This is a genomic window from Ruegeria sp. C5 (genome assembly GCF_056537605.1).
Genome location: NZ_JBQFRX010000003.1, coordinates 312,181 through 333,132, shown reverse-complemented (window position 1 = coordinate 333,132; position 20,952 = coordinate 312,181). Strand labels below are relative to the sequence as shown.

General features: G+C 58.0%; 24 protein-coding genes and 1 other RNA gene. 16 read left to right on the top strand and 9 right to left on the bottom strand.

All coding sequences use genetic code 11. From position 1 onward, the window contains the following. Positions 1-1,248, top strand: a complete 1,248-nt coding sequence (locus tag ACR0AW_RS13205) for an MGH1-like glycoside hydrolase domain-containing protein (RefSeq protein ID WP_480439164.1) — start codon at positions 1-3, stop codon at positions 1,246-1,248. Continuing rightward, complete coding sequence (locus ACR0AW_RS13200) at positions 1,248-2,303, top strand: ABC transporter ATP-binding protein (RefSeq protein WP_170392212.1); 1,056 nt, start codon at positions 1,248-1,250, stop codon at positions 2,301-2,303. The genes ACR0AW_RS13205 and ACR0AW_RS13200 overlap by 1 nt, the downstream gene beginning before the upstream one ends. Positions 2,304-2,597: 294 nt before the next feature. On the opposite strand, the gene ACR0AW_RS13195 is transcribed toward ACR0AW_RS13200, so the two are convergent. Together ACR0AW_RS13195 and rpmG are read right to left on the bottom strand one after the other, a co-directional pair. Further along, on the bottom strand, positions 2,598-3,104 hold the full coding sequence (locus ACR0AW_RS13195) for a membrane lipoprotein lipid attachment site-containing protein (RefSeq protein ID WP_170392214.1): 507 nt from the start codon (positions 3,102-3,104) through the stop codon (positions 2,598-2,600). Between the two features lie 207 nt (positions 3,105-3,311). Then, on the bottom strand, positions 3,312-3,479 hold the full coding sequence (gene rpmG / locus ACR0AW_RS13190; RefSeq protein WP_010441901.1) for a 50S ribosomal protein L33: 168 nt from the start codon (positions 3,477-3,479) through the stop codon (positions 3,312-3,314). Between the two features lie 380 nt (positions 3,480-3,859). Between rpmG and ACR0AW_RS13185 the strand changes: the two genes are divergently transcribed. Then, complete coding sequence (locus ACR0AW_RS13185) at positions 3,860-4,192, top strand: GYD domain-containing protein (RefSeq protein WP_170732963.1); 333 nt, start codon at positions 3,860-3,862, stop codon at positions 4,190-4,192. Positions 4,193-4,198: 6 nt separating this feature from the next. On the opposite strand, the gene rnpB is transcribed toward ACR0AW_RS13185, so the two are convergent. From rnpB to gatC, 5 genes are all read right to left on the bottom strand, one after another. After that, positions 4,199-4,592: RNase P RNA component class A (gene rnpB / locus ACR0AW_RS13180), an RNA gene on the bottom strand. A gap of 124 nt (positions 4,593-4,716) precedes the next feature. Further along, positions 4,717-5,388, bottom strand: coding sequence for an N-acetylmuramoyl-L-alanine amidase (locus tag ACR0AW_RS13175; RefSeq protein WP_480439162.1), 672 nt, complete (start codon positions 5,386-5,388; stop codon positions 4,717-4,719). Continuing rightward, a complete protein-coding gene (locus tag ACR0AW_RS13170) occupies positions 5,372-6,076 on the bottom strand; it encodes a hypothetical protein (protein WP_170732965.1) in 705 nt (234 codons plus the stop codon). The genes ACR0AW_RS13175 and ACR0AW_RS13170 overlap by 17 nt, the downstream gene beginning before the upstream one ends. Positions 6,077-6,117: 41 nt before the next feature. After that, positions 6,118-7,605, bottom strand: a complete 1,488-nt coding sequence (gene gatA / locus ACR0AW_RS13165) for an Asp-tRNA(Asn)/Glu-tRNA(Gln) amidotransferase subunit GatA (protein WP_170420710.1) — start codon at positions 7,603-7,605, stop codon at positions 6,118-6,120. A gap of 3 nt (positions 7,606-7,608) precedes the next feature. Next, entirely contained in the window at positions 7,609-7,896 is a 288-nt protein-coding gene (gene gatC / locus ACR0AW_RS13160) for an Asp-tRNA(Asn)/Glu-tRNA(Gln) amidotransferase subunit GatC (protein ID WP_170392224.1), read from the bottom strand. A 217-nt stretch (positions 7,897-8,113) separates the two neighbouring features. Between gatC and ACR0AW_RS13155 the strand changes: the two genes are divergently transcribed. Further along, entirely contained in the window at positions 8,114-8,272 is a 159-nt protein-coding gene (locus tag ACR0AW_RS13155; protein ID WP_170401611.1) for a hypothetical protein, read from the top strand. A 154-nt stretch (positions 8,273-8,426) separates the two neighbouring features. Then, positions 8,427-8,990 (top strand): DUF4202 domain-containing protein, encoded by a 564-nt coding sequence (locus ACR0AW_RS13150; RefSeq protein WP_170732966.1) that lies wholly within the window; start codon positions 8,427-8,429, stop codon positions 8,988-8,990. Between the two features lie 30 nt (positions 8,991-9,020). Here ACR0AW_RS13150 and ACR0AW_RS13145 read toward each other — a convergent pair whose 3' ends face one another. Next, positions 9,021-9,704 (bottom strand): ceramidase domain-containing protein, encoded by a 684-nt coding sequence (locus ACR0AW_RS13145; protein WP_170401615.1) that lies wholly within the window; start codon positions 9,702-9,704, stop codon positions 9,021-9,023. A 57-nt stretch (positions 9,705-9,761) separates the two neighbouring features. Between ACR0AW_RS13145 and ACR0AW_RS13140 the strand changes: the two genes are divergently transcribed. Further along, positions 9,762-10,454 (top strand): metal-dependent hydrolase, encoded by a 693-nt coding sequence (locus ACR0AW_RS13140; RefSeq protein WP_170732967.1) that lies wholly within the window; start codon positions 9,762-9,764, stop codon positions 10,452-10,454. After that, a complete protein-coding gene (locus ACR0AW_RS13135) occupies positions 10,454-11,620 on the top strand; it encodes a M24 family metallopeptidase (RefSeq protein WP_170732968.1) in 1,167 nt (388 codons plus the stop codon). The genes ACR0AW_RS13140 and ACR0AW_RS13135 overlap by 1 nt, the downstream gene beginning before the upstream one ends. Here ACR0AW_RS13135 and ACR0AW_RS13130 read toward each other — a convergent pair. After that, entirely contained in the window at positions 11,617-12,069 is a 453-nt protein-coding gene (locus ACR0AW_RS13130; protein ID WP_170420696.1) for a nucleoside deaminase, read from the bottom strand. The genes ACR0AW_RS13135 and ACR0AW_RS13130 overlap by 4 nt on opposite strands. A gap of 61 nt (positions 12,070-12,130) precedes the next feature. Here ACR0AW_RS13130 and ACR0AW_RS13125 point away from each other — a divergent pair, with 61 nt between their 5' ends. The 9 genes from ACR0AW_RS13125 (at position 12,131) to ACR0AW_RS13085 (ending at position 20,820) form a co-directional block, all read left to right on the top strand. Next, positions 12,131-12,946, top strand: a complete 816-nt coding sequence (locus tag ACR0AW_RS13125; RefSeq protein WP_480444218.1) for a pseudouridine synthase — start codon at positions 12,131-12,133, stop codon at positions 12,944-12,946. A gap of 175 nt (positions 12,947-13,121) precedes the next feature. Next, complete coding sequence (locus ACR0AW_RS13120) at positions 13,122-14,036, top strand: 5-bromo-4-chloroindolyl phosphate hydrolysis family protein (RefSeq protein ID WP_170732969.1); 915 nt, start codon at positions 13,122-13,124, stop codon at positions 14,034-14,036. Between the two features lie 29 nt (positions 14,037-14,065). Beyond that, positions 14,066-15,256 carry a toxic anion resistance protein gene (locus ACR0AW_RS13115; RefSeq protein WP_170420695.1) on the top strand — a complete coding sequence of 397 codons (1,191 nt, stop codon included), beginning with the start codon at positions 14,066-14,068 and terminating at the stop codon, positions 15,254-15,256. Next, the gene (locus tag ACR0AW_RS13110) at positions 15,256-16,227 is read left to right on the top strand and encodes a DUF2927 domain-containing protein (RefSeq protein ID WP_170512399.1); all 972 of its coding nucleotides are present in this window, start codon (positions 15,256-15,258) and stop codon (positions 16,225-16,227) included. Before ACR0AW_RS13115 ends, ACR0AW_RS13110 begins: the two co-directional genes overlap by 1 nt. Before the next feature lie 22 nt (positions 16,228-16,249). Then, positions 16,250-17,398, top strand: a complete 1,149-nt coding sequence (locus ACR0AW_RS13105) for an SPFH domain-containing protein (RefSeq protein ID WP_170563990.1) — start codon at positions 16,250-16,252, stop codon at positions 17,396-17,398. 35 nt (positions 17,399-17,433) lie between these two features. Then, positions 17,434-18,525 (top strand): TFIIB-type zinc finger domain-containing protein, encoded by a 1,092-nt coding sequence (locus ACR0AW_RS13100; protein ID WP_170732970.1) that lies wholly within the window; start codon positions 17,434-17,436, stop codon positions 18,523-18,525. Between the two features lie 63 nt (positions 18,526-18,588). Beyond that, a complete protein-coding gene (locus tag ACR0AW_RS13095) occupies positions 18,589-19,257 on the top strand; it encodes a nitroreductase (protein WP_170594647.1) in 669 nt (222 codons plus the stop codon). Between the two features lie 22 nt (positions 19,258-19,279). Next, positions 19,280-19,717, top strand: coding sequence for a D-aminoacyl-tRNA deacylase (gene dtd / locus ACR0AW_RS13090; protein WP_170594645.1), 438 nt, complete (start codon positions 19,280-19,282; stop codon positions 19,715-19,717). Next, on the top strand, positions 19,717-20,820 hold the full coding sequence (locus tag ACR0AW_RS13085) for a DUF4147 domain-containing protein (protein ID WP_170732971.1): 1,104 nt from the start codon (positions 19,717-19,719) through the stop codon (positions 20,818-20,820). Before dtd ends, ACR0AW_RS13085 begins: the two co-directional genes overlap by 1 nt. Positions 20,821-20,952 lie beyond the last annotated feature (132 nt).

Genomic DNA, 20,952 nt, shown 5'->3' with positions numbered 1-20,952 from the left:
ATGAACCAACATACAAACCCCGACCGCGAGGCGCGCAACATTCTGGTTACCAATGATCGCGGCGGCTACACCATCCCGACCGAAGGGCTTTACCCCTATCAATGGAATTGGGACAGCGCGATTGCGGCGCTTGGCTTTGCCGAGTTCGACATTGATCGAGCCTGGGTGGAACTTGAAACACTGTTCTCGGGCCAGTGGGACGATGGAATGGTGCCGCATATCCTGTTCCACAAACAGGATGACGGATACTACCCCGGCCCGGATGTCTGGGGTGGCCACGGGCCGATCCCGTCCTCTGGCATCATTCAGCCCCCGGTGGCTGCAACTGTGGCGCGGAAGATCTGGGAAAAAGATGGCGATGCAGGCGCGGACCGCGTTCGCGCGCTTTTCCCATCTCTGCTGGCGTGGCATCGCTGGATCATGAGATGGCGACTCGACGAACACGGCGCGGTCTGCACCACGCATCCGTGGGAAGCTGGTCGCGACAATGCACCGGACTGGGACAAAGCAATGGAGGGCGTAGATCCCACAGGTGTCGGAGACTACCAGCGTCGTGACACAAGCCACGTCAACAGTGCAGACCGACCGACCAAATACGACTATGACCGCTATATCAAATTGGTTCAGATCGGCTGCCAGGCCGACTGGGATCAACAGAAGTTGCTGAGCCTGAATCCCTTCCGAGTCGCAGATCCGACGATGACATTTATCGCTCTGCGCGCCGCACGCGATCTGCAGGAGATCAGCGAAAGGCTTGGAATTGCTGCGGATGGACTAAGTAGCGACATTCAAAGGCTCGAAGCGGGCGCGCGATCTTTGTGGAACGAAACGCTGAGCTCGTTCGACTCGCGTGATGCGCTGACTAGTGATTGGGCCGGAAGCATCTCTAACGCGTCGTATCTTTGCTGGTTTGGGGGACTTGACTCACAGCACATGCTGGAGCGCCTGCGGGCGACGCTTGCAAAAGTACCCTTTCCAGTTCCCAGCTATGACCCCGCGATGCCCAACTTCGACCAACGCAGGTACTGGAGGGGTCCCACTTGGGGGTTCATGAATATGCTGATCGGGTTTGGATTGGCGGATATGGGGCACCTCGAAGAAGCCGAGGCACTGCGCCAGAAAACGTCGCAGCTGATCGCAACAAACGGCTTCGCTGAATACTACGATCCTCTGACCGGCAGCCCTGCCGGAGGGAATTCATTCACCTGGACAGCCGCGGTTTGGCTGCATTGGGCAGGGAGGAACTAATGGGCAGCATCGAACTAAAATCCGTCGAAAAGTGGTTTGGCTCGGCCCAGGTCATCAAAGGCGTTGACCTAATGATTGATGAAGGTGAATTCATCGTCTTCGTCGGTCCGTCGGGCTGTGGAAAATCCACCCTGCTTCGCATGATCGGTGGGCTTGAAGATATCTCGCGCGGATCGCTACTAATCAACGGCAATGATGTCACGGATCACCCACCCTCCAAGCGGGGTCTGACGATGGTGTTCCAGTCCTATGCGCTTTATCCCCACCTGACGGTCGCCGAAAATATGGGGTTCTCACTTAAGGTCGCGGGTGTTCCGAAGGCCGAGATAGCAGAGCAGGTCAATAAAGCCGCCGAGGTTCTCAAGCTGGGACCTTTTCTGGAACGTCGCCCCAAGGACCTGTCCGGTGGACAGCGGCAGCGCGTTGCCATTGGTCGTTCTATCGTGCGCGACCCGACGGCGTTTCTGTTCGATGAACCGCTTTCGAATCTTGACGCAGCGCTTCGTGTCGAAATGCGTTACGAAATCGCGAAACTTCATCAGAACCTAAAGCGCACTATGATCTACGTGACGCACGATCAGGTTGAAGCGATGACATTGGCCGACCGCATCGTCGTGCTTGAGTACGGCAAGATCGCGCAAGTCGGCACACCCCGCGAGCTTTACGAACGCCCTGCCAACCTGTTTGTCGCACAGTTCATTGGCAGCCCCAAAATGAACATATTGCCGTGCACGACTCAGAACGATGGCTACACTTTGGAACATGGCAGAGGCGGCGACTTCGCGCGCTCGGGTGTAGCAAGCAAACTCGGCATTCGCCCCGAACACATCGATGTTGTATCATCGGGCGATGGGCAATGTGATGGCATCATCGAGGTGATTGAGTATCTGGGGGCAGATACCTTCCTGATCGTGGATTGCGGCGCCGAAGAGAAGGTTACCGTGCGCCTGAATGGGGACACCGCTCTAAAGCCTGGGGCAAAGATCGGCCTGCATTTTCCCACCGACAAACTTCATTTCTTTGACGAGAATGGGCAGGCATTGGTAGAACAATGAACGTTGCTTCCTATCAGTTGAGGTTAAACAGTTCTGCTGATCGGGGCTGAGTTTCACCACTGACTATTCTTTGGCGGTGAGGCGAAATAGAGAACACGCATAGCGCTTGCTTGGATGCCAACGGATGGCGGGGGCCTCTGAACTCGCGTGATCATCGTCCGGTGTGTCACATGGATTGAATGACCGCTGCTGGGTTTGGGCCCTTGCTCAGCGCCTCGTAAGACTTGCAGAAACACTGAAACTAGAAAGCCCCCGCCAATGGCGGGGGCTTTTACTTAGATTGTGTAAGCTAAATTAACGGCAGTTCAGTGGCACTGCAAAACCCGAACTGCGCTCGGACGAACCTTTGCGGTATACATCACCCGCGGGCAAACATCCGGTAAAGCGTTCCGTTTGAGCGCCAAAGGCCGAGCCCACCGATGTATCAACTTTGGTGGAGTTGTTTTCCGTACGCAGGACGCCGAACAACTGACCGTTTACACTGACATTGCTCAGGTACAGATTGGTATCACTGCCAGTGAGTTGAACTGAATTCGCATCTGAGCGACCGCCATTATCGATAGCGACACCCGCGATCTTTTCAAGCTCGGCTTTGTCCGATGTAACCTGGACCGTTGGTAGCTTGGCCAGTTCCGCCGGGATGTTGGTTTCTGGCGGCAAAAAGGCTACGGCGCCTTTTACATCCGACACTGTGCGCGGTTCACCATCAATCCCGGTGAAACCAACACCTTCGCGGTTAAAGGGGTCTTCGCAGGCTGACAATGTCAGAACAGCAAGAGCGGGCAACAAGATTTTTTTCATGGCGGTCAACATTTTGGAAAGGGTTGCTGAAGCGTAGCGGCAGGGGATTAGAAAAAGCAAGCCGCTGAGATTCAGAACACCCAAACCTCTGATGCGCCCCTGCAACGCCCCCGCTTGGTTTAGGCCGACCAAGAGATACCCCAAAACAATACAAAAAAGGACCCTGCATGGCAGAGTCCTTCTTCAAAAAGTATGTCAGAGGGCAGATTACTTGATCTTGCCTTCTTTGTACTCGACATGCTTCCGAGCGACCGGATCGTATTTACGAATGGTCATTTTCTCGGTCATGGTGCGCGCGTTCTTCTTGGTCACGTAGAAGTGGCCCGTGCCCGCGGTCGAGTTCAGACGGATCTTGATTGTCGTCGGCTTCGCCATGGTTATCTCCTGCGTCCGAAAAGGCAGGGGCCTTTCGGTTGAATCCTTATGAGCGTGCGCTTTTAACCGCTCATGCGCCCAAGTCAACCGGATTCGCCGCGTTGAGGGAACAATTCCTGACACGGCTTCAAGAGCAGTCGATTTGGAACGCTCACGATTCTGTGATAGTGTCGCCGGAACCTTCGAAGCCCGTTTTGCGGACTTAGGTAATACCGGGCTGGATGTAAATTCCGGCAGACAACACCGCTCACAACTATAGCAACGCCCGGCTGTCTATTTGGCCGGGTCTTTTCCGGTTTGCGCGCAATCCTGCACGCGACACGGCCAAGGAGTCGGCCGCTTTTAGCGCTCCGAATAAACTGCAACCAAGGGAGAGAAATATGCCTGTTTTCATTACCTATGCGTCTTATTCGCAAGATGGGGTCAAAGGAATGTTGGCAAAACCGGAAGATCGCACCGGTCCCGTCAAGGTCTTGCTTGAGAAAGCAGGCGGCAGACTGATCTCATTTTATATAACCACTGGAGGCAATGATGTCGTCGTTATCAGCGAACTGCCTGAAGGCAGTGATGCTGTGGCAATTGGCATGGCCGTCGCGGGCACGGGTGCGGTTTCGAGGATCGAGACCGTTCGCGCATGGTCGGCGCAGGAATTTGTTGCCGTCGCCGAAAAAGCTGCAGCACTTGGCGGCACCTACACACCTCCGGGCGGGTAACAGGAGATGCGCGGAGGGCCTGTAAGCCGGATCCTGTTCCAGGGTTGCCCCCTTCGATGACCATTCCTCTAGGCCGTGCATTGCTGCGCGGCTCGAGCTGCCAACCCGGTCCCTCTCGGCCAAGGCGTGCCTAGCGGCGGTATCGGTTTGCACCGACCGGCCCGCGCGGGGACCCTATTCGGCATTGCTCCCGGTGGGGCTTGCCGTGCCGCCACTGTTGCCAGCGGCGCGGTGGGCTCTTACCCCACCGTTTCACCCTTGCCACACGTGTGTGGCGGTCTGATTTCTGTGGCGCTTTCCGTCGGGTTTCCCCGCCCGGGCGTTACCCGGCACCGTTGCCTTGTGGAGTCCGGACTTTCCTCTCGGGCCTAACGACCCCAGCGACCATCCGGCCCTCCGCGCGTGGGTTGGGTAGGCTCTGTGCGTGATGGCGTCAAGAGGGGTTGGGGTGGTGAAGGGGCCAGCCCCTTCTTGGCCTACGGCCAATTCATCCCCGAGATATTTTTGGCCAGATGAAGGGCGGATCAGGTCGATTTTGGGAGCGGACAGAGGGCTATGAGATCATCGAGGTGCAAGGGGCCTGAGGCCCACGGGCGATAGCGCAGGCGTGTGGAATTTAGGAGCGTCTTCTCGTCGCTTGTCGCTGTGTAGCCCCGGTTCTGCGCCAGCTCGCGGAAGTTGACGTTCGGTTCGAGGGCAGTACCACGCCGAGCGGCAATGCGCTGGTGTTCCAGCCTTTGCCAGTCGAACCGAGGGCCGGGGTCGGACTTGCGGCCCGGTGCCATGTCGGAATGCCCGATCACACCCTCTGGCGCGATGGTCCAACGCTGCATGAGTTCGGGCAAAAGCTGCTCCAATACACGCATTTGGGGTTCGGCAAACGGGTGGTCTCCGCCATTGTCCAGCTCGATCCCGATCGAGCGGGAGTTTATGTCGGCTTGCCCTTGCCACTCCCCTGCCCCGGCGTGCCAAGCGCGATCTTCCTCTCGGACAAGCTGCCAGAGCGCACCGTCGCGACCGATCAGGTAGTGGGCGGAGACCTCGGGACCCGGATCGCAGAGACGTTCAAGCGCGGCAGCAGCGCTCTCCATTGCAGTGTAGTGCAGCACGATCAGCTCGGGTGACAGCCCATCCCGGCGGGGGCCGAAATTGGGCGATGGGTGCCAGATGGGGGAGAGCTTAGTTGTTGACGGCACTGCGGAACGGGCTGGGGTCCCAGCCGCAGGCGTAACCGTCGCCGTCCGGATCCAGCCCTTTGCGGTCACGCTGGGGGCCACCATTCGACAGAAACTCAATCTGCGCCTGATCAGGAGAGGCGAACTGAGCGCAGTTGCGCTGTGCCTTGGCCTGCAGGTTAAATCCGGCTCGGCTGTACAACTGGGTACCGATGGGGTTCGAAGTGCTCAGGGCGTATTGCACGATATTGGGTTGCCCGTCAGAGCCGCGCTCGGGCACGGCAGTAGGGGCGACGACCTCGTAAGACTGCCGATTCTGTTCGATACGAGCGGCGTCGGCATCGATACTGCGACGGTTTGAGACAGCCTTAAAATCCTGCTCATCAGAGATACTTGGGTTGTTTGTTGCAGTCAGAGGCGCGACGCGCGTCTCTTGACCCGACGTATTCGCCAAGGCAATGGCCGTCTGGTTGGCGATGTCAGAGGCGTCGCCTGTTGGTGCGGCACCAACAGCCCCCTGCGCCGAGAGCGGCTGTTCGGAAACCGCCTCGGGTGGTGCAAGCGGATTACCGGCAAGACCCTGCCCGGCCAGTTCGGCCTCGCGCTGCGCCTGATATTCCGGCGTATTGAAACCGGTACCCGAAACAGGGGTAACGGTATCACATGCCGCGATCAGCCCAAGGGCCGGGATCAGAAGCAATTTGCGCATTTGGCTGCTCCGGTTCTTTATTGCCGTGTCAGGATTGAGGATTACCACCATTTTCCGGGCTTGGCCACAAACCCAGCCGCGCTCTCTAGCGCGTAGGCGGTGTTGAGCAGATCGCCTTCCTCCCACGGACGGCCGATCAGCTGCAGACCCAACGGAAGGCCCTGTTTGTCCAGACCAGCAGGAACCGAAATACCGGGCAGGCCAGCGAGGTTCACTGTCACGGTGAACACATCGTTCAGGTACATCTGAACAGGATCAGCCTCGGTCATCTCGCCCAGACCGAACGAGGCCGACGGCGTTGCCGGGGTCAGGATCGCATCAACGCCTGCGGCAAAGACATCTTCGAAGTCCTTCTTGATCAGGGTGCGGACCTTGCGGGCGCGGTTGTAGTAGGCGTCATAGAAGCCTGCAGACAGCACGTAGGTGCCGATCATCACCCGGCGCTGGACCTCATGGCCGAAGCCTTCGGCGCGGGTCTTTTCGTACATCTCGGTGATGCCATCGCCCTGAGCCAGCTGTGCACGGCGGCCATAACGGACACCGTCATAGCGGGCGAGGTTCGACGACGCCTCGGCAGGAGCAATCACGTAATAGGCAGGCAGCGCGTATTTGGTATGCGGCAGCGAGATATCTACGATTTCGGCGCCTGCGTCTTTCAGCATAGCGGTGCCATCGGCCCAAAGCTTTTCAATCTCGGCAGGCATGCCGTCCATGCGGTATTCCTTGGGGATACCGATTTTCTTGCCTTTGATATCGCCGGTCAGCATCGCCTCGAAATTTGGCACGGCCAGCTCGGCGCTGGTGGAATCCTTGGGGTCATGACCGCACATGGTTTCCAGCATGATCGCTGCGTCTCGGACGTTCTTGGTCATCGGACCGGCCTGATCCAGAGAAGAGGCGAAGGCCACAATGCCCCAGCGCGAGCAACGACCATAGGTTGGCTTGATGCCGGTGATACCGACAAAAGCAGCAGGCTGGCGGATCGAACCGCCGGTATCGGTACCGGTCGCGGCCAGACACAGGTCAGCCGAGACAGCCGAGGCTGAGCCACCGGACGAGCCGCCGGGTGTCAGCTGTGCATCGTCATTGCCGCGCCGCCACGGGCTGACCGCATTGCCGTAAACGGATGTTTCATTAGACGAACCCATCGCGAACTCGTCCATGTTCAGCTTGCCCAGCATCACAGCACCAGCATCCGCCAATTGTTGCGACACGGTGGATTCGTATTCGGGCTTGAACCCCTCGAGAATTTTCGAGGCCGCTTGCGAGGGCACGCCCTTAGTGCAAAACAGGTCCTTGATGCCGATCGGCAGACCGCACATCGAAGGCGCGTCACCGCCTTTGATCCGCTCATCCGCCGCCTTGGCGCGCTCCAGCGCGATCTCGGGCGTTTTGTGGACAAAGGCGTTGAGCGCGTCGGCGTCGTCAATCGCCTTGAGGCAAGCCTCGGTCAGTTCAACGGACGTGACATCTTTGGCACGCAGCGCGTCGCGGGCCTCGGCCAGGCCCAATTTGTTCAGTTCGCTCATGACTTACTCCACAACTTTTGGAACAGCGAAGAACCCTTCGCGCGCATCGGGGGCGTTGGATAGGACCTTGTCCTGCTGGTTTCCATCGGTGACCACGTCCTGACGACGCTTCAGGCGCATCGGCTCGACCGAGACCATCGGCTCGACGCCTTCGACATCCACTTCGTTCAGTTGCTCGATAAACCCGAGGATATTGTTGAACTCGGACGCCAGCGCAGGCAGCGCATCATCCTCGACCTTGATCCGGGCCAGTTTGGCCACCTTGGCGGCGGTGCTTTGGTCAATCGACATCGGAAACCCTCATCTACGTTAGGGGGCGTTTACCTGCCTGCCGCAACACTCGCAAGAGCGGCAGACGGGGATTCAAACCCAATATCGCCAGCTGCCATGCATATTTGAATGGCTGATATGCAAATAAGTAAACCGATTAGTTCAGTTTTGCCATTGAAAAAATGAACCGAACAGTTCACCTCAATATCGTGACGCAACGAGAAATCGGAGACACCTCATGAAAACCCTTCTTCCCGCCTTCATATTGTCCGCTCTGGTTCTGACCTCGCCCGCCCTGGCTTTGGGTATCGATATGAACAATCTGACCCGAAACCTTAGCTTCCCCGCGCCTGTTTCGGAGCCCGTGACGAGGGACCACACCCAGGCAGGCAAATAACCCTGACCTGCGCGCCGGATCGGTACGCCCCCTCCCGATCCGGCGCTTTTTACAATTGACTGCTGCACCCATTCCAACAACTCGTTAGCATGGTCTTGGATCAAACGCCGAACCACCCGTCAGGTGCAGTTCAGGCGAGCTAACGGAGCAGAGAATGAGCACACGCAAGCAAACCGTTCTGGACGCAATTGACGCAGCAAATGCGCAAGACCCTAATATAGAGGACGGCCAGCCGGTCGAGCTGCTTTATGGCCAACGCATGAGCACCGAGCTGGATCGGCTATTTCCCGATGCGTCGGATGCTTTACAGATCGCCGCACGTGGTCAGCATGTCGAACGCTGGAAGCTAAAGCGCACTGAATACCCCGAAGGACGTGCAGGGTATCTGGCCTGGAGGAAGGCGCAAGGCGTATATCACGCTGACGTTGTGCAAGGATTCATGGAACAGGCTGAATATGGTGCGGACGATATAGAAGCCGTCGGGCAAATGCTGCGCAAACAGGGGATCAAGCGCAATGCCGAGGTACAGGCGCTTGAGGACGTGATCTGTTTCGTTTTTCTGAAATGGTACTTTGAACCTTTTGCCGCCAAGCACTCCGCCGAAAAAATCCAGCGCATTGTTAAAAAAACGGCTTTCAAGATGTCAGCCGAAGGCCGCGCGCGCGTATTGGCTGAATTTGATCTGCCCGAGGCTTTGGCTGCTGCGTTCAGGGATTAACCAATCAGGATGATGCTTCGGTGGTTCTGATCAATGTCCTGATCCTGCAGCCACCGCAGCTCCGGCAGGTGGATTTCGGATCGCCCGCAGATAAACCTCAATCATCCAGCCCAGCATAACTGCATTCAGAATGTGCCACATAAAATGCGTCCCCGTTGGCAGATACCCGCAAATTGGAGTGTCCAGTGATCGAAAGGTGATCGAGGTGATCAGGACAGTTGCTCCTATTGTCAGCCCACGCGCAGTGTCCGGGGCTTTCCGGCGCAACAGGACCGCATAAATCAGAATCAATAGAGGAACTGGGGCGTATGCCGCCGAGCCACCAAGCCCAGGCACCAACTGGAATAGCGGGATCGTCAGCGCCACGTATGGAAAGAACAGCGCGGTCAAACCCAGCGCGTATCTGTTGCTCAGCCGCCAGACATCGCGATTCACTGCGTAGATGTAAACGAGGATGTACAGCAGAATTGGCGTCACATCCAAGATCGCCGCCCAAACCTGCGCATGGGTATGGAACAGATAGCTGCCAATTCCGATCATCGCCAATATGACAACCAAAGCCATCGCCAAAGGTGCGCCCCGCCCGCGCGCCCTTTGCCACATCACAAATGCAGCAATAAGAAAGGCCGCATTGGTAATCGCGTTTATCGGCTCGGCCCAATACGCGGGTGAGAGCCTCTCACAATATCCATCAACATACTGCGTCCAATCCATAGATTTTTACATAGCCGATGCTAGGCTAACTCCAAGCGGAAAATGGGAGGATTCTCTATGGATATCATTTGGCTGGGACATGGCAGCTTTCGCATCGAAACAGCAGGACAAGTTCTATTGATCGATCCCTGGCTGACGGGCAACCCGTCTTTGCCCGAAGATCAGCATGACGCAGCCGTTGCGGGCGCGACGCATATCCTGCTGACTCATACTCATTTCGATCATGTCGTCGATGTGCTGCCGCTGGCCAAACATCTAAACGTGCCCGTGGTCGGGCAATACGACCTGATGGGCTACTGGGCCGAGGCTGAAGGTATTGAAACGGTCGGATTCAACAAGGGTGGCACTGTTGACCTAAACGGTGTCAAATTAACGATGGTGCCTGCGTCGCACAGCTCGACCTTCTCGACGCCTGATGGTCTTCGCACGGGTGGAACCGAGGTCGGCTATATGATCGCGTCCGAGGACCGTATGCTCTATTTCTCTGGCGATACCGACATTATGGCCGACATGGAGTGGATGGGTGATTATTACAAACCCGATATCGGCATCCTTTCGGCAGGCGGCCACTTTACCATGGACATGAAGGGCACTGCCTATGCTGCCAAGCGGTATTTCAATTTCAAGACAGTGATCCCGTGCCATTACAAGACCTTTCCGATTCTCGCGCGATCGGCTCAGGAATTGGCTGACGGGTTACCCGGTGTCGATGTAATCGAGCCCGAGGTCATGCAGGCGATTTCTCTCTGATGCCCGCGTCGGATTTCAGCGCGCAGGAATACGCTGACCGCATTCACAAGACCCGTTCTGCGATGGATCAACAGGGTATCGAGACCTTGTTGATCACGGACCCATCGAACATGGCGTGGCTCACCGGTTATGACGGTTGGAGCTTTTACGTACCGCAGATGGTCATCCTGCCCGCCAGCGGATCGCCCCTTTGGTGGGGCAGAACGCAGGACAAGGCGGGGGCTGCGCAGACCACCTGGCTGGACCAGATGGACCTGCTGGACTGGCCCGAAGAGCATGTGCAACACCCGGACCACCATCCGGTCGACGCGCTCGTCCTTGCGTTGCGGGATCGCGGCTGGACCTCTGGTATCGGCGTGGAGATGGACAACTATTATTACTCAGCCGCCAGTCACCGCATCCTCGAACGCGCCTTCGGTGCATTGATTGATGCCACAGGGCTTGTGAATTGGAAGCGCGCCGTAAAAAGCGATGCCGAGATCGCAATGATGCGCAAGGCGGGTCAGCTGACCGCACATATGCACGGTGTTCTGCGTGACGCATATCGCGAAGGATTGCCCAAAAACCAACTTGTCGCCGAAGTGCAGGCGGCAGGCATCGCCGGACTGCCCGGCCTAGCCGGAGATTACCCTGCTATCGTGCCGATTGCACCCTCCGGTCGTGAGGCTTCTGCCTCGCACATTACTTGGAACGACCGACCTCTGGCGCGGGATGAGGCGACCTATTTCGAAATCTCCGGCTGCTATCGACGCTATCACTGCCCCGCCAGTCGCAGCCTGTTTCTGGGTGATCCCCCGGATGATATCCGCCGGGCCGAAGCCGCCGTTCTAACCGCTATCGACGACACAATGACCGCCGCACGCCCTGGCATCACCGGCGAAGAGGTCGCGGCTTGTGTCTATGACAGTTTCGCCCGCGCGGGGTATGTCAAAGCCAACCGCACCGGCTATCCCATCGGGCTCAGCTATCCGCCCGACTGGGGCGAGCGCACCATGAGCCTGCGACCCGGTGACACGACGGAATTGCAAGAGAATATGACCTTTCACCTAATGCCCGGCCTCTGGACCCCAGACTGGGGACTGGCGATTACCGAAAGCTTTGTGGTGACGTCAGATGGGGGCAAGCCCCTGGCTGATATCCCACGTGAAATGGTCGTAAAAACTTAACCGCGCTGCGCCGCGAAGAAGCGTTTCAGCAGCGCGGCGGCCTCTTCGGCGGCAATGCCGTCATAGACCTCGGGTCGATGGTGGGCCTGTGGGTGTGAAAACACGCGCGCGCCATGCGCGACACCGCCAGATTTCGGATCGGAAGCGCCGTAGTAGATGCGCCGGATGCGGGCTGCGGCCAGCGCTGCGGCGCACATGGCACAAGGCTCAAGGGTTACGTAAAGGTCATGATCGGGTAAACGCTCGGACCCGGCCGCGGCACATGCGGCGCGCAGAGCCAGAATCTCAGCATGGGCAGTGGGGTCATTCAACTCGCGGGTGCGGTTCCCATCTGCGGCCACCACCTGCCCGTCGGGCGCGACGATCACCGCGCCGACCGGCACTTCACCTCGGTCTGCTGCCGCCTGTGCCTGTTCCAGCGCCTGTTTCATGTGGGATCTGAACTTCATGCCTCTGACTGCCTCAGAAACCCGTCTTTCGCAAGCCGCCGGGATGGGTTATGGCCGGAGGATGACCAATACCCCTCCTCCCGGCGACCGGATCGCCAAAGTGCTGGCCCGCGCCGGTGTCGCCTCGCGCCGCGAAGCTGAACGCATGATCGAAGCCGGACGTGTGACCGTGAATGGCAAGGCGATCAACAGCCCTGCGCTGAACGTAACCGCCAAGGACAGGATTACCGTCGATGGTAAACCAGTATCCGAGCCCGAGCCATCACGCCTGTGGCTCTATCACAAGCCACCGGGACTAGTGACGACGGCGCGTGACGAAAAAGGCCGCAAGACGATTTTTGACGACCTGCCCGAGGATATGCCCCGGGTCATGAGCGTCGGGCGACTCGATCTGAACTCGGAAGGATTGCTACTGCTGACTAATGATGGCGGCATCAAGCGCAAGCTGGAACTGCCCTCAACTGGATGGCTGCGCAAATACCGGGTGCGGGTAAATGGACGCCCCAAAGACGAGGATTTCGAACCGCTGCGCAAAGGCCTGGTAATCGATGGTGAACGGTTTCAGCCCATGACCGTGACACTGGACCGTCAACAGGGCGCGAACGCTTGGCTGACCATCGGCCTGCGCGAAGGCAAGAATCGCGAAATCCGCCGCGCTATCGAAGATATCGGTTATGTGGTGAACAGGCTTTTGCGGGTTTCTTACGGCCCATTCCAACTGGGCAACCTGAAACCCGGCGAGGTTGAAGAAATCCGCCGCCGTGTCATGCGCGACCAACTGGGGCTGGATGCTGAGGATAGCGGAATACCCCCGGCCAAACGCCCTGCTCGACCGCAGCGCAAAAGACCAGCAATCGGCAAGAAACCTCGCAAGTGACGCGGGTTATTCAACCTTCCCCCTAGCGCCAAGCCCTCGTATCGCCTAAATTTTCCCTGATGGTCACAGTTGGGGGGCGCTATGTCCGGGAACGGAGTACAAAAATTGGCCTATGCGGCCCTGTTGGTGCTGTTGTTCGGCGTCTGCACCGGTCTGTTGGGGGGCCTGTAGCGAAATGGCCAAACGGTACGGCGGCAAATTCAGCCCAGAAGGCGATGTTTCCTCGCAGGATCAGCCATCGCGTGGCCAATTCGATGGTGCCCGTGTCGAACCGGCAGGTGCACGCGCGAACATCCTGTTTGTCCCGGCGATACCACTGGTGTTTCTGTCTCTGAACGATGGCGCGATCGGAATGACCATCGGCCTGGTTGCGGCAGGGCTACTGACCGCTGCCGCGTTTCTGCTGCGCGAAGGTTTAAGGGCCGAATCCGCTTACAACGCCCGCCGCACCGCACGCAGACCTGCGTTTCCCCGCAAGGTGTTTTCCAGCGTTCTGACCGGTTTGGGGGCGGCGCTAGCCTCATACCGGACCGAATTTCTGGTCGCCGAAACAGCATCACAGGTAAGCCTGCTGGCCCCCATCCTGTTTGGCGCCGCTGCAACGGTTCTACATTCGGTTTCCTTCGGCCTCGACCCAATGAAGGACAAAGGAATGGAGGGTGTCGACACCTTCCAGCAGGACCGTGTCGCACGCGTGGTCGAGGACGCCGAAACCCATCTGACCCAAATGACAGATGCAATAAAACGCGCAGGTGACCGCCGGATCGAAGCGCGGGTCGAACGCTTTCAGGATACAGCCCGCGATCTGTTTCGCACGGTCGAGGAAGACCCGCGCGATCTGGCTGGTGCCCGAAAATACCTGACGGTTTATTTGCAGGGCGCGCGCGATGCGACGGTGAAGTTTTCGGACGTCTATGCACGGACGCGTGATGCGCAGGCGTTGGCGGACTATTCGGCGTTGCTGGACGATCTTGAACAGAATTTCGCGGCGCGGACGCGAAAGATGCTATTGGATGACCGCAGTGATCTGACGGTTGAAATTGATGTGCTGCGCGACCGGCTGCAGCGCGAAGGCGTCCGGTTGGACTGACCGGCTTTTATGTAAGCGAGGATTACCCCATGTCCGATGAGATTAAAAACAAGGCAGTCGAGGCTGAAACGCTGGTGCAGGAAGTCACCGCCGTAGCCCTCCCCGAGCCGCAGGCCGAGATTGTCCCGTTGGAAGAGGCCGACGAACCAGTTGGTGCCGAGATCCGCAAGCGGATGGGTGAGATCGACATGGGCGACACAAACTCGATCGTCTCGTTCGGATCATCCGCACAGGCGGAATTGCAAGAGATCAGTCAGGCCATGCTGGCCGACGTGCGCAACAAGGATGTGGGCCCGGCGGGTGACAGCCTTCGCAATATCGTAACAACGATCCGGGGGTTTTCAGTCAGCGAACTGGATGTGCGTCGCGAACGCAGTTGGTGGGAAAAACTGCTGGGCCGTGCTGCGCCCTTCGCCAAATTCACAGCGCAGTATGAGGACGTTCAAAGCCAGATCGACCGGATTACTGATGATCTTCTGGGGCATGAGCATACACTGCTGAAAGATATCAAGTCTTTGGACCTGCTGTACGAAAAAACGCTGGAGTTCTACGACGAACTCGCACTGTACATCGCAGCGGGAGAGGAGAAGCTGACCGAGCTGGACAGCCATGACATTCCTGAAAAAGAGACCGAGGTTCAGGCCGCGCCCGAAGACCAACAGGTGATGAAAGCGCAGGAATTGCGCGACTTGCGTGCCGCGCGCGATGATCTGGAACGCCGGGTCCACGACCTGAAGCTTACCCGTCAGGTGACGATGCAATCGCTGCCCTCCATCCGTCTGGTGCAGGAAAATGACAAGTCGCTGGTGACCAAGATCAACTCGACCCTCGTCAACACAGTACCGCTCTGGGAAACCCAGCTGGCACAAGCTGTCACCATACAGCGCAGTGCCGAGGCCGCCGCTGCCGTACGTGATGCCAATGATCTGACGAATGAATTGCTGACCTCGAACGCCGCCAACTTGCGCGAATCCAACAAAATGATCCGCGAAGAGATGGAGCGTGGCGTCTTCGATATCGAAGCCGTCAAACAAGCCAATGCAGACCTGATCGGCACCATCAACGAAAGCCTCGCCATTGCAGACGAAGGCAAGGCCAAACGCGCCGCAGCCGAGGAAGAACTGAAGAAGATGGAGGCCGAATTGCGCGACACGCTCGCCTCGGCCAAGGCGCGACAGGACGGGATCGGCGACAATGCCGGAACGGCTGTTCCCGGATAATGGAAACAGCGGGCGTGCGGCCATTTCATCGCGCTAAGATTGCAGTATTGGGCTTGTCGCTGCTGGCATTTGCTGGCTGCGATGAGGCATTGACGACGACGATCGCTCCTGAACCTCAACCTGCCCAGCCGCAAGGCCTGAGCAATGCATATCAAGCGCCCTCACCAGCGAGCCTTGATCTCGCGCGATACTATGAAAGCGTACAAAACAACTTGCTGACGCGCGGGTTGCTGAGAACCGATGGCGGTGGCCCTGATACGCCCTATGATGCCGATGATCTGGCCCGGAACTTTGAGACCATAGCGTTTTATAATGAATATCCAGGGCAAGCCGTTGCCAGCGGCAGCAGCCGCACCAGCCGACAGCTTAGTCGCTGGTCGTCGCCGGTTCGCATAAAGCCCGAGTTTGGTCCATCGGTTGCACCTGAAGTCCGCCAGCAAGAGACCGCCCGAATTGACGCCTACGCCAACCGCTTGTCGCGGCTCACTGGACACCCGGTCTCAACCACCACCCGGAATGCAAATTTCCACGTCTTCGTGGCGGGTGAAGATGATACCGCTTATGTGCAAGCCCGGCTGCGACAACTGATCCCGGGCATAGGGCAGGCGCAACTTGACCTCTTCGACAAACTGCCGCGCTCTTTCTATTGCTTTGTATTCGCTTCGGCGTCGAACAGCGCGCCACAGACATATACCCGGGCTGTTGCCCTGATCCGGGCGGAACATCCCGATCTGGTGCGCCTGAGTTGCGTCCACGAAGAGATCGCTCAGGGATTGGGGCTGCCGAATGACAGCCCGTCTGCCCGGCCATCAATCTTCAACGATGACGACGAGTTCGCCCTGCTGACAAGTCATGACGAAAAGCTGCTGACCATCCTTTATGACCCGCGCCTTAAGGCTGGCATGACCGCTGAAGAAGCGCGCCCGGTGGTCCGTATCATTGCACGCGAATTGATGGGGCAGTCGCTCTGACCCCGAAGACAGGAGAAATCCAATGGGAATTTTTGATTTTCTGACCGGTGAATTTATCGACGTCATCCACTGGGTCGACGATACGCGCGACACGATGGTCTGGCGGTTCGAGCGTGAAGGACACGAGATCAAATACGGCGCCAAGCTGACCGTGCGCGAAGGTCAAGCGGCGGTCTTTGTGCATGAAGGGCAGTTGGCGGATGTCTTCACCCCAGGTCTCTACATGCTTGAGACAAACAACATGCCGATCATGACGACGCTGCAGCATTGGGATCACGGCTTTCAGTCTCCGTTCAAGTCTGAAATTTACTTCGTTAACACGACCCGGTTCAATGACCTGAAATGGGGCACCAAGAACCCGATCATGCTGCGCGATCCCGAGTTTGGACCAACACGCATCCGGGCCTTCGGCACCTATACAGTGCGGGTCAAGGACCCGGCGAAATTCCTAGTAGAGATCGTAGGCACCGATGGTGAATTCACCATGGACGAGATCAGCTTTCAGATCAGAAACATCATCGTGCAGGAATTCAGCCGCGTCATCGCAGGCTCGGGGATCCCGGTTCTCGATATGGCGGCGAACACCGCCGATCTGGGCAAGTTGATCGCAGCCGAGGTATCGCCGGTGCTGGACGGATATGGTTTGAGCATGCCCGAGTTCTACATCGAGAACATCTCGCTGCCACCAGCGGTCGAGGCCGCGCTGGACAAACGCACATCGATGGGGTTGGCGGGCGATCTGGGCAAGTTCACGCAGTATTCCGCAGCCGAAGCGATGACTGCGGCAGCCAACAACCCTGGCCAGGGTGGCGGCATGGGAGCGGGTCTTGGCATGGGAATGGGCATGGCGATGGCGCAGCAGATGTCGAACATGGCAGCGGGTCAGCCGAGCGGCCCTTGGGGCGGTTCCGCCCCCGCTGCCCCGCAAGCCTCAGCACCTGCGGCACCGCCACCCCCGCCACCCGTCGAGCACGTGTGGCATATCGCGGTGGATGGCCAGACCAGCGGGCCGTTCTCCAAGGCCAAGATGGGCCGAATGGCGACCGATGGTGAGATAACGCGCGAGACCCACGTTTGGACCGCCGGACAGGACGGTTGGAAGAAGGCAGGCGACGTGCAGGAACTGGCACAGCTGTTCACGATCCTGCCTCCGCCGCCTCCGGGCGCGTGATCTGACATTTGGTAACCTGATTTCGAGGTTCTGTCATGGCGAAAGACGAACACCGTTTCCCCTGTGACCAATGCGGGGCGGATTATCGGTTCAATCCCGGTGACGGAACGCTGACCTGCGATCATTGTGGCAACACCAGAACGATCGGTGCTGGCCCATGGGGTGGTGCGAGTCTGCGAGAGCTGGATTTCGACGCCGCCATCGCGGATCGCTTGCCTGACAGCGAGATTGAAGAAACCCGTGTTCTGACCTGTCCGAACTGCGCGGCTCAGGTTGAGTTTGATCCGAACACCCATGCTGCGGAGTGCCCGTTCTGTGCCACTCCGGTAGTGACCGATACAGGCGTTAACCGCCATATCAAACCTCGCGGTGTGTTGCCCTTTGCACTGGATGAACGCTCGGCCCACAAGGCAATGGGGGATTGGCTGGGCCGACTGTGGTTTGCACCCAACGGGTTGAAGGAATACGCCCGAAAGGGACGCAAGATGCAGGGCATTTATGTCCCGTATTGGACCTTCGACGCTGATACCAAGTCGAGCTATCGTGGGGAACGCGGTGTGGTGTATTACGAAACTCGCACTGTGATGCGCGATGGAAAGCGCGTGCAGCAACAGGTTCCTAAAGTACGCTGGACTCCAAAATCCGGACGGGTCGCACGGTTCTTTGACGATGTTCTGGTGTTGGCGTCTCAATCGCTGCCCAAATCCTATACCGATGCGCTGGAGCCATGGGACCTGCCTGCGCTTGAGCCATACCAGCCAGAATATCTGGCCGGTTTCCGCGCCGAAGCTTACACGGTCGAACTGCGAGAAGGTTATCAAGAGGCCCGCGCACATATGGCACGGGTGATCGAGCGTGACGTGCGGTTCGATATCGGAGGCGATCGTCAGCGCATTCACGCTGTCGACACCGAAGTGCGAGATGTCACATTCAAACACATCCTTTTGCCGGTTTGGATGGCGGCATACAAATACCGCGGCCAGACCTATCGTTTTGTGGTCAATGGCCGGACTGGCCGCGTTCAGGGTGAGCGTCCCTGGTCCGCAATCAAGATTACGATCGCCGTGGTTCTGGGCCTTCTCGTTGCGGCCGGCGTCGGGTATCTGGTGGCAACTGGACAGCAATAAAGCTGATAAGCAGAGCAGGCTCATGGAACCTACTCCTCGGCATGCCTGAAAGGAGATGTTGAATTGCACCTTGACGCTCTGAACGCGCTCTTGGCCGATCGTTTTTCTTGCCGTGCCTTTCGCACGGACCTGGTGCCGCGCGAACAGATTGAACAGATCGTCGCCAGTGCTGCGCGTGTTCCAAGCTGGTGCAACGCGCAACCCTGGCAGGTCGTCATCACCAGCGGGGCCGAGACAGACCAGTTTCGGGACGCGTTGCAACACGAAGCTTCGCACGTTGCGCCTACTCCGGACCTACCCTTTCCAACCGGCTACTCCGGTGTTTATCAAGAGCGCCGTCGCGCCTGTGGCTGGGCCCTCTACAAAGCGGTTGGTATCGAAAAAGGTGATCGCAGGGCTTCGGCGCAACAGATGATGGAAAACTATGCTCTGTTCGGCGCCCCACATTGCGCCATACTGTCCAGCCCGGCTGAACTGGGCCCTTACGGCGCGATGGATTGTGGTGGCTTCGTGACCGCATTTTCACTGGCGGCGCAGGCCCTGGGTCTGGCTTGTATCCCGCAGGCAGCGGTAGCGGCCCATGGCGCATTTCTTCACCGTTACTTCGGGATATCAGAAGATCGCTTGATTCTGTGCGCGATTTCGTTCGGATATGCGGATATGGATCACCCGGCGAACGCGTTCAGAACGGAACGTGCCGCGCTGGATGAAGTGATCGATTGGCACGAATAGCAATAGAATACAGGACCTGCAGATGCGCGCCTTACTTCAACGAATTTCCAGTGCCTCGGTCAAAGTCGATGGAACAGTGATCGGGCGATCGGGCCCCGGATTGATGATTCTGGTTTGTGCGATGCAGGGGGATGGAGAGAAACAAGCTGATCAATTGGCTGAAAAGATCGCAAAGCTCCGTATCTTCAAGGACGACGCGGGAAAGATGAACCGGTCGATATTGGACATTGAGGGCTCGGCCCTGGTGGTCAGCCAGTTCACCTTGGCAGCTGACACATCGCGTGGAAACAGGCCTGGGTTTTCCGGGGCCGCCCCGGCGGCTGAGGGCGAACACCTCTACGAGGCGTTTGTACACAACCTTTCATCGCGGGGCATTCCGGTTGAGACAGGTGCGTTCGGAGCTGACATGGCGGTAGAGTTGGTCAATGACGGACCAGTCACAATTTGGATGGAAAGCTGATGCAGAGTTCGCAAAAGGCACAGGACATTTGGCGCGCAGGTGTGGCGGCGGTTGATGGATATCGCGCAACGCTGGAGGCCACTCAGGCGATCGAAGCCCCAGATCAGATATTGGCCGTTGGAAAAGCCGCAGGGGCCATGGCCCGTGCCGCCGTCGAACGGTTTGGCCCAGTGCCCACTCTGGTGGTTACCAAGGATGGCCATGGCCACGACCTGCCTAAGCATATTGTGGTGATTGAAGCTGCACACCCGGTTCCCGATGCCCGCAGTCTGAAGGGTGGGCAGGCATTGCGCGAAACGGTTGAGGCGATGAAACCCGACAGCAAGCTGCTTCTGCTAGTTTCGGGAGGGGCTTCTTCGCTTGCCGAGGACCTCGTGGCCGGTACGACATTGGATGATCTTGAGGCCCTCAACCAAAGACTGCTGAGTGAAGGTCTCGACATCGGTGCAATGAACACGGAACGGCGCAAGCTGTCCCGGATCAAGGGTGGCGGTTTGTTGTCGGCATTCTCGGGGAAAAGCGTGATCGTTCTGGCGATCTCGGACGTCCCGGGTGATGATCTGGGTGTTATTGGCTCCGGTATCGGGTCATTGCCCGACGAACCGGAGTTTTCTGCCCACACCGCGATAATCGCATCAAACGCACACGCGCGCGACGCCGCAGCATTTGCGGCTGAGAACTCAGGCATCAAGGTCCTCGACAACGAAGAAGCGATGCACGATGACTATCTCTCGGTTGCAGCTAAATTAGGAGATCGGCTGCGGAATATGCCCAAGGGCGCCATGGTATTTGGCGGCGAACCAACCGTGGTCCTACCTGATGCGCCAGGGCGCGGTGGGCGTAATCAGGCCCTTGCTCTAGCACTCGCGCGCGAAATCGCAGGGCAATCTGATTTGACCGTCATCGTCGGAGGAACAGATGGCACCGACGGGCCAACAGATGCAGCAGGCGCCATCGTTACCGGCGACACTTGGTCTGATAAGGCGCAAGCGTATCTGGACAATGCAGATAGCGGCAGTTTCCTCGACAAGGCGGGGGCGCTGTTGGTCACGGGACCCACAGGCACAAACGTAATGGATCTGATTGTTGCAATAAAAAACTGATCCCAGACCCTGACCCCGCCCATCCGAAAAACCCACCAGATAGAATCACTTAAAGGCCGGAATGGCGTTTGATCTGTGGAACGAAAGTTCATGCTAAACTGACCAGGCAACTATCGGATAATTTGTTCAGGT